Here is an 8,164-nt window from a genome sequence, read left to right as displayed (position 1 = left end):
CGGGGGGGGGCCGGGCCCCCCCCCCCCCCCCCCCCCCCCGGCCCGCCCCCCCGCCCCGGGCCCCCCCCCCCCCCCCCGCGCCTCAATCGCCGGCGGGGCTTGAAAAGCCTGCTCAATCGCCGCAGGGGCTTGATGTGGGGCTGATTTGGGGCGTGCAGGTGACGAAACGCTTACGCCGACCCCCAACCCCCTGGCCCAGCGCAGCGCCTGGTGCTCGAATCAGAACGTGACACCGAACCAAGGCCCCCCGGTGGGCCGCCGCGTCATCCTCGGCATGCTCGGCACGGGCGCCCTCACCATCGCCGCAGCGCCCACGCTGCAACGCGCCTTCGAATCCGTCACGGCCAAGGACCCCACCGGCCTCACCGGCGTACTGCCGAACGGCGGCGGCTTCCGCTACTACTCGGTCGCCGCCTCCGTCCCCCACAAGAGCGCCGAGACCTACCGCCTCAAGATCGACGGCCTGGTCGACCACCCGTCGACGTACACACTCTCCGAACTGAGGGCGCTGCCGCAGACCCGCCTCGTCCGCGACGTCCAGTGCGTCACGGGCTGGCGGGTCCCGCACACGCCCTTCGAAGGCGTACGGCTCTCGCGGATCCTGGACGCCGCGGGGGTGCGCCCCACCGCGAGGGCCGTACGCCTCACCTGCTTCGACGGCACGTACAGCGAGAGCCTCACGCTGAAGCAGGCGCGCCGCGCCGACGTCCTGGTGGCACTGCGCATGCAGGACAAGGACCTCCCGCACGCGCACGGCGGCCCGGTGCGCCTCTACGCGGCCCCCATGTACTTCTACAAGTCGGCCAAGTGGCTCTCCGGCATCACCGTCACCGACGACGTACAGCCCGGTTACTGGGAAGAGCGCGGCTACGACATCGACGCCTGGGTCGGCCGCTCGAACGGACGCGACGATGAGCCCACGAACTGAGCAACTCACGGCAGCCGTCCGCCGGTTCACCCGCGCCGAACGCTGGGTGCACCGTGCCACGGCCGCCCTCATGGGCGTGTGCGTGGCCACCGCGGCCTGCCTCTACGTTCCGCAGCTCGCCGAACTCGTCGGCCGCCGCGCCCTCGTGGTCACGCTCCACGAATGGTCGGGCCTGCTGCTGCCGGTGCCCTTCCTGGCCGGCCTCGTCTCCCGCGCCTTCCGCGCGGACCTGGGCCGGCTCAACCGGTTCGCTCCCCACGACAAGGTGTGGCTCCGCGCCGCCTTGTACCGGCGTCCGGGGCACCGCCCGGCGGGCAAGTTCAACGCCGGGCAAAAGCTGTGGGCGGCCTGGCTCGCCGGCGCCGTCCTGGTGATGCTCGGCACGGGACTGCTCATGTGGTTCACCCACCTCGCCCCGCTCACCGTGCGCACCGGCAGCACCTTCGTGCACGACTGGCTGGCGCTCGCCCTCGGCATCGTGCTCGCAGGACACATCGGCATGGCGGTCGCCGACCCCGAGGCACGCCGGGGCCTGCGGACCGGTTTCGTGGACCGGAACTGGGCCGCACGGGAGCACGGCGAGTGGCTGGACCGGGACGCGACCGACACGTGAACGGGCCCCCGCAGCAAGCTCGCTGCGAGGGCCCGACACGGGGGAAACGCTCCGCTAGATCACCAGCGACAGCAGCAGCACCAGCGCACCCGCGACCACGGAGATGATCGTCTCCATGAGCGACCAGGTCTTCACGGTCTGCCCGACGCTGAGCCCGAAGTACTCCTTGACCAGCCAGAAACCGGCGTCGTTCACGTGGCTGAAGAACAGCGAGCCCGCGCCGATCGCCAGGACGAGGAGTGCCGTGTGGGAGTCCGACATGTGGGCCGCGAGGGGCGCGACCAGACCGGCGGCGGAGACCGTGGCGACCGTGGCCGAACCCGTGGCGACGCGGATGACGACCGCGATGAGCCAGGCGAGCAGCAGCGTCGGGAGGCCCCAGTCCTTGGAGATCTCCATGATCATCTCGCCGACACCGGAGTCGACCAGGGTGCCCTTGAAGCCACCGCCCGCGCCCACGATGAGCAGCACGCCCGCGATCGGGCCGAGGGACTTCTCAGTGGTGGAGAGGATCTTGCCCTTGGTGAAGCCGGCCGGGCGGCCGAGGGTGAACATGGCGACGACGACGGAGACGAGCAGCGCCATCATCGGGTTGCCGACCACGTCGAACACGCGCTGGACCATGGCGTCCGGGTTGTCCACGATGACGTCGACAAGAGCCTTGGACAGCATCATCACGACCGGCAGCAGAATCGTCGCGACGGCGGCGCCGAAGCTCGGACGCTTCTCCAGGTCGTCGGAGGCGCGCGCCGGGATCATCTTCTCGGGGGCCGGGACGTCGACCCACTTGGCCGCGTACTTCGAGAAGACCGGGCCCGCGATGACGACCGTCGGGATGGCGACGAGGATGCCGAGCGCCAGCGTGAGGCCGAGGTTGGCGTCCACCGCGTCGATCGCGACGAGCGGGCCGGGGTGCGGCGGGATCAGGCCGTGCATGACGGACAGACCGGCGAGGGCCGGGATGCCGATCCGCATCAGCGAGTAGTTGCCGCGCTTGGCGACCATCAGGACGACGGGGATCAGCAGGACGATGCCGACCTCGAAGAAGAGCGGCAGGCCGATCACGGCCGCGATGGCCACCATGGCCCACGGCATCGCCTTGCCGCCGGACTTGCCGGCCTTGGCGAGGATCGTGTCGACGATCTGGTCGGCGCCGCCGGAGTCGGCGAGCAGCTTGCCGAGGATCGCGCCGAGCGCGATCAGGACGCCGACGCCGGCGACGGTGTCACCGAGTCCGGCGCTGAAGCTCTCGATCACCTTGTCCAGCGGCGCACCGGCGAACGCGCCGAGCGCGAGCGAGCCGATGGTCAGCGCCAGGAAGGCGTGCATCTTGAACTTGGTGATGAGCAGGACGATGACGGCGATTCCCGCGAGCACGGCGATCCCGAGCTGGGCATGGCCCGCGGAGGTGATCGGCTCGACGGTGTCCGCTGCCAGCATCTCGACGCTGAGTCTTGGCACGGTCTTATCCCTTGTACGAGTGGGGGGACGGGGGCTTTACGGGCGTTACGAGGTGGGGGCCGCGGAGTCGATTCCGGTCAGGGCCCGAACGGCCCGGTCCGCGATCTCCTCAGGTGTTCCCGCGACGTCGACGGCCACGCCCGCCTCGTCCGCCGCGAGCGGCTGGAGCGTGGCGAACTGCGAGTCGAGCAGCGAGGTGGGCATGAAGTGCCCTTCGCGGTGGCCCATCCGGTCCTCGATCAGCTCGCGCGAGCCGGTGAGGTGGACGAAGACGGCGCCGGGGGCCTCGGCCCGCAAGCGGTCGCGGTAGCTGCGCTTGAGGGCGGAGCTGGAGACGACCCCGCCGAGCCCTGCCCGGCCGTGTGCCCAGCGGCCGATGGCATCGAGCCAGGGCCAGCGGTCCTCGTCGGTCAGGGGGGTGCCGGCCGACATCTTCTCGATGTTGGCCTGGGGGTGGAAGTCGTCGCCCTCGGCGTAGGGAACGCCGAGTCGTTCGGCGAGCAGGGGACCGATCGTTGTCTTGCCGGTTCCTGCCACGCCCATCACCACGACGACGTGGGGGGTGCTCATCGGGTACTGCCTCGCTGTCTTCGTCGACATCGCTGTGTCACCTCACTGAAACCCAATAGGTCTGACTAATTCAAGGGGCTGTGACGTAAAAGTCAGACTATTGAGCTCGGGGCTAGGGTAATCCCATGACCACAGAGGGCCGCGGCCTGCATGCCCGCGTACTGGAAAGCCTCGGTCCCGCCATCACGGCGGGCGAGTACCCGGCGGGCAGCGTGCTGCGCACCGACGAGCTGGCGCAGCGCTATGAGGTGTCCCGCTCGGTGATGCGCGAGGCGGTGCGGGTCCTGGAGTCGATGCACCTGGTGGCCTCGCGGCGTCGGGTCGGTGTGACCGTGCGGCCCGCCGAGGAGTGGAACGTCTACGACCCGCAGGTGATCCGCTGGCGCCTGGCGGGCACCGACCGGCCACGCCAGCTGCGGTCGTTGACGGTGCTGCGCTCGGCGGTCGAGCCGGTCGCCGCGGGCCTGGCGGCGCGGAACGCGAGCGCGGAGCAGTGCGCGGCGCTCACGGAGTGCGCGCTCGGCATGGTGGCGAACTCTCGCGGTCATCAACTGGAGGGCTACCTCTTCCACGACGTCGAGTTCCATCGTGTCGTGCTCAACGCGTCGGGCAACGAGATGTTCGCCCACCTCGGCGATCTGGTGGCGGAGGTCCTCTCGGGCCGCACCCACCACCAGGTCATGTTCGAGGACCCGGACCCTGCGGCGGTCAGCCTGCACGTCAAGGTCGCGGAGGCGGTACGGGAGCGGAACGCGGAGCGCGCGGAGGCGCTCACGCGGGAGATCGCGGTCGGCGCGCTCCAGGAGCTGGACATCCTGGCGCCCTGAACCGCCTTGCCGCCGCGGCGAGTTACTCGATTTACTCGATGAAGTCCCCGTCGACGTACACCCACGCACCGCCCACCCGGGAGAACCGGCTGCGCTCGTGCAGCTCGCCGCCCTTGTAGCGGGCGCGGAAGGTGACGGTGCCGCGCTGATGGAACGCGGAGCCGTCGCCGGTCTCCACGATCTCCAGGCCGGTCCACTGCGGCGCGTCGTCGAACTCGATACCGGGCGGCCGGGTGTCCGGATGCCAGGTGCGCAGCAGATACCCACCGTCCCGCCGAACGAACGCGACATACCGGGACCGCATCAGCGCTTCGGCGGTGGGCGCGGCGGCGCCGGAGTGATAGCGCCCGCAGCACGCTTCGTAGGTGGCGGGAAGCCCGCAGGGGCAGGTGGGGGAGGTGCGCGACATGGGCCCATTGTGTCTGATCTGGCCCGCGCGACGGCTGAGCCAATCAAGCCCCGCCGTTCGAGCGAGAGCCAGCGGGGGCCGGGGCAGAGCCCCCCGACGTCAACCCCGGCCCACCGTGCTCTCACGGAACCCGGCCGGCGTAGCCCCCACGTGCTGCTGAAAGAACTTCGAGAAGTTCGCCGAATCCGCAAACCCCACCGCAACCCCGATCCGCCCCACCGGCAACTCCGTATGCGCAAGCATCCGCTTCGCCTCCAGAACCACCCGCCGGTCGATGAACGCCTTCGGGGTGAGCCCCGTCGCGGCCCGCACCGCCCGGACGAGCGTGCGGCGCGAATACCCCAACTCGTCGGCGTACGCGCTGACGCTGTGGTTGGCCGTGAACCCGTGCTCGACCGCGGTGCGGAACCGCGTGAACACCGAGGTCGCGGCGTCCTGTTGCGGCATCCCGTCGTCCTCCGTCGCGGCCCGCGCCGACACATGCGCCACGCGCAGCATCAGGGCCGTCAGGGTGTGCCGCAGCACCGCGGTGTGCAGGCTCAGCGGCAGCGTGGCCGTGTCCACGTACTCGCGGCGCAACTGCTCCAACGAGGCGTCCAGCGCCGCGAGTTGAGCCGGTTCGGGGTGCAGTAGCGGCGGCCGGTCGTAGCGATAGAGCCCGGTCGCCTCGACGATGGCCCGCGGCAGGAACCCCGGCTGCATGGTCAGCGCGGTGCCGACGTACGCGTCCTCCGTCGAGAAGCCGTGCACCTGGCCCGGCCGGATCCACAGGATGTCCCCGGCCCCGACCTCGTACTCCGTGAAGTCGATCATGTGGCGGACGGGACCCTCGCGGAAGAACAGCAGCACGTGGAAGTCGATGCGGTGCACGCGCCGCGACAGGCCGACGCCACCCGCCCACGGGCCCTCGGAGCCCATCGGCCCGACCTGCATCCCGACGCCGGACAGGCTCGCGCTCGGGTCGAACGGATAGGTGCGGATGTGCGCTCGATTTTCAGTGGGCGCCCGCAGATGTGCGCTCGTCTGTGAGGGGTCCTGCTCCGTCATCCACTTTCCTTGGTTCCGGCTTCGGTGAGTGTCCCATTTTCACCGAACGCTGGCACGGGGGCACCTGTCGAGCCAAAAGTATGACCTTTAGATTTGTAGGTGGTTCGACCTGGGACTTTGGTCCCGGGGGGACGGTGCCTTTTGGTACCTCGGCAGGACAACTGATGTGAAGGATGCTGGACAGATGAGCACGCAGACACCGGACGGACTCGACCCCTTCGAGAAGCCCTTCGAGTGGACCGAACGCGACCAGCGTGCCGTCGACACCGCGCGCCTCCTCGCGGCGGACGCCGTGCAGAAGGTCGGCAACGGTCACCCCGGCACGGCGATGAGCCTGGCCCCCGCCGCGTACACGATCTTCCAGAAGGCCATGCGCCACGACCCGGCCGACCCGGAGTGGACCGGCCGTGACCGCTTCGTCCTGTCGCCCGGCCACACCAGCCTCACCCTCTACACCCAGCTCTTCCTCTCCGGTTACGAGCTGGAGCTCGACGACCTGAAGGCGTTCCGCACGCAGGGTTCGAAGACGCCGGGCCACCCCGAGTACGGCCACACCGCCGGTGTCGAGACCACGACCGGGCCGCTCGGCCAGGGCGTCGCCAACGCCGTGGGCATGGCCATGGCCGCCCGCTACGAGCGCGGCCTGTTCGACCCGGAGGCCGCCGAGGGCGCCTCCCCGTTCGACCACACCATCTGGGCGATCGTCTCCGACGGCGACCTGGAGGAGGGCGTCTCCGCCGAGGCCTCCTCCCTCGCGGGCCACCAGAAGCTCGGCAACCTCGTCTTCGTCTACGACGACAACCACATCTCCATCGAGGGCGACACCGCGACCGCCTTCTCCGAGGACGTCCTGAAGCGCTACGAGGCGTACGGCTGGCACGTCCAGCGCGTCACGCCGACCGCCGAGGGCGACGTCGACCCGAAGGCCCTGTACGAGGCGCTCGCCGCCGCCAAGGCCGTCACCGACAAGCCGTCGATCATCGCGATGCGCACGATCATCGCCTGGCCGGCCCCGACCGCGAAGAACACCGAGGCCTCCCACGGCTCGGCGCTCGGCGCCGAGGAGATCGCCGCCACGAAGAAGGTCCTCGGCTTCGACCCCGAGCAGTCCTTCATCGTCGAGGACGAGGTCATCGCCCACACCCGCGCGGCCCTCGACCGCGGCGCCGAGGCGCACGCCGCCTGGGACAAGCAGCTCGCCGAGTGGCGGAACGCCAACCCGGAGCGCTCAGCGACCCTCGACCGCGTGCTCGCAGGCCGTCTCCCCGAGGGCTGGGAGGACGCCCTGCCGTCCTTCGAGACCGGCACCAAGGTCGCCACGCGCGCCGCGTCCGGCAAGGTCCTCCAGGCGCTCGGCCCGGTCGTCCCCGAGCTGTGGGGCGGCTCCGCCGACCTCGCCGGCTCGAACAACACCACCATCGACAAGACCAGCTCCTTCCTCCCGAAGGGCAACCCGCTGGACGAGGCCGACCCGTACGGCCGCACCGTGCACTTCGGCATCCGCGAGTTCTCGATGGCCGCCGAGATGAACGGCATCGCGCTGCACGGCAACACCCGCATCTACGGCGGCACGTTCCTCGTGTTCTCCGACTACATGCGCAACGCCGTCCGCATGTCCGCCCTCATGCAGCTCCCGGTCACCTACGTCTGGACGCACGACTCCATCGGTCTCGGCGAGGACGGCCCGACCCACCAGCCCGTCGAGCACCTCGCCGCGCTGCGCGCCATCCCCGGCCTGAACGTGGTCCGCCCGGCCGACGCCAACGAGACCGCCATCGCCTGGCGCGAGATCCTCAAGCGCGGCACCGAGAAGCCGGCCCCGCACGGCCTGGCGCTCTCCCGTCAGGGCCTGCCGACGTACGAGGCCAACGACGACGCCGCCAAGGGCGGCTACGTCCTCGCCGACGCCTCCACCGGCACCCCCGACGTCGTCCTGATCGCCACCGGCTCCGAGGTCCAGCTCGCCGTCGCCGCCCGTGAGCAGCTGGAGGCCGAGGGCGTCGCGACCCGCGTCGTCTCGATGCCGTCCGTCGAGTGGTTCGAGGAGCAGGAGCAGGCGTACAAGGACGCCGTCCTGCCGCCGTCGGTCAAGGCCCGCGTGGCGGTCGAGGCCGGCATCGGTCTGACCTGGTACCGCTACGTCGGTGACGCAGGACGCATCGTCTCCCTGGAGCACTTCGGTGCCTCCGCCGACGCGGGCACGCTCTTCGCCGAGTTCGGCTTCACCGCAGAGAACGTCGCCGACAAGGCCCGCGAGTCGCTCGCCGCCGCCCGCGCCTGACCACCACCTGAGCACGTACGTACGAAAG

Annotated in this window: 8 protein-coding genes; 4 read left to right on the top strand and 4 right to left on the bottom strand. The window is 70.5% G+C overall.

Annotated features, from left to right (window positions below):
- The first annotated feature begins 274 nt into the window (after positions 1–274).
- Together ACIRHA_RS22630 and ACIRHA_RS22625 are read left to right on the top strand one after the other, a co-directional pair.
- Positions 275–928 carry a molybdopterin-dependent oxidoreductase gene (locus ACIRHA_RS22630; protein ID WP_403848925.1) on the top strand — a complete coding sequence of 218 codons (654 nt, stop codon included), beginning with the start codon at positions 275–277 and terminating at the stop codon, positions 926–928.
- Positions 912–1,541 carry a cytochrome b/b6 domain-containing protein gene (locus ACIRHA_RS22625; RefSeq protein WP_403848522.1) on the top strand — a complete coding sequence of 210 codons (630 nt, stop codon included), beginning with the start codon at positions 912–914 and terminating at the stop codon, positions 1,539–1,541. Before ACIRHA_RS22630 ends, ACIRHA_RS22625 begins: the two co-directional genes overlap by 17 nt.
- A 54-nt stretch (positions 1,542–1,595) precedes the next feature.
- Here the strand turns inward: ACIRHA_RS22625 and ACIRHA_RS22620 are convergent, their stop codons facing one another.
- Complete coding sequence (locus ACIRHA_RS22620) at positions 1,596–3,002, bottom strand: gluconate:H+ symporter (RefSeq protein ID WP_403848519.1); 1,407 nt, start codon at positions 3,000–3,002, stop codon at positions 1,596–1,598.
- 45 nt (positions 3,003–3,047) lie between these two features.
- A complete protein-coding gene (locus tag ACIRHA_RS22615) occupies positions 3,048–3,572 on the bottom strand; it encodes a gluconokinase (RefSeq protein ID WP_403848517.1) in 525 nt (174 codons plus the stop codon).
- 125 nt (positions 3,573–3,697) lie between these two features.
- Here ACIRHA_RS22615 and ACIRHA_RS22610 point away from each other — a divergent pair, with 125 nt between their 5' ends.
- Positions 3,698–4,399, top strand: coding sequence for a FadR/GntR family transcriptional regulator (locus tag ACIRHA_RS22610; RefSeq protein ID WP_403848514.1), 702 nt, complete (start codon positions 3,698–3,700; stop codon positions 4,397–4,399).
- Between the two features lie 31 nt (positions 4,400–4,430).
- Here the strand turns inward: ACIRHA_RS22610 and ACIRHA_RS22605 are convergent, their stop codons facing one another.
- Together ACIRHA_RS22605 and ACIRHA_RS22600 are read right to left on the bottom strand one after the other, a co-directional pair.
- Positions 4,431–4,808, bottom strand: a complete 378-nt coding sequence (locus tag ACIRHA_RS22605; protein ID WP_403848512.1) for a YchJ family protein — start codon at positions 4,806–4,808, stop codon at positions 4,431–4,433.
- 99 nt (positions 4,809–4,907) lie between these two features.
- Positions 4,908–5,855 (bottom strand): helix-turn-helix domain-containing protein, encoded by a 948-nt coding sequence (locus tag ACIRHA_RS22600; protein WP_403848509.1) that lies wholly within the window; start codon positions 5,853–5,855, stop codon positions 4,908–4,910.
- Between the two features lie 184 nt (positions 5,856–6,039).
- Here ACIRHA_RS22600 and tkt point away from each other — a divergent pair, with 184 nt between their 5' ends.
- Entirely contained in the window at positions 6,040–8,136 is a 2,097-nt protein-coding gene (gene tkt / locus ACIRHA_RS22595; protein WP_403848506.1) for a transketolase, read from the top strand.
- Positions 8,137–8,164: the final 28 nt, after the last annotated feature.

This window comes from Streptomyces sp. NPDC102360 (assembly GCF_044766085.1).
In the GTDB taxonomy this organism is placed as follows: Bacteria; Actinomycetota; Actinomycetes; order Streptomycetales; family Streptomycetaceae; genus Streptomyces.
The sequence above is the reverse complement of the archived record's forward strand: the minus strand, read 5'-3'. Positions and strand labels throughout refer to the sequence as shown.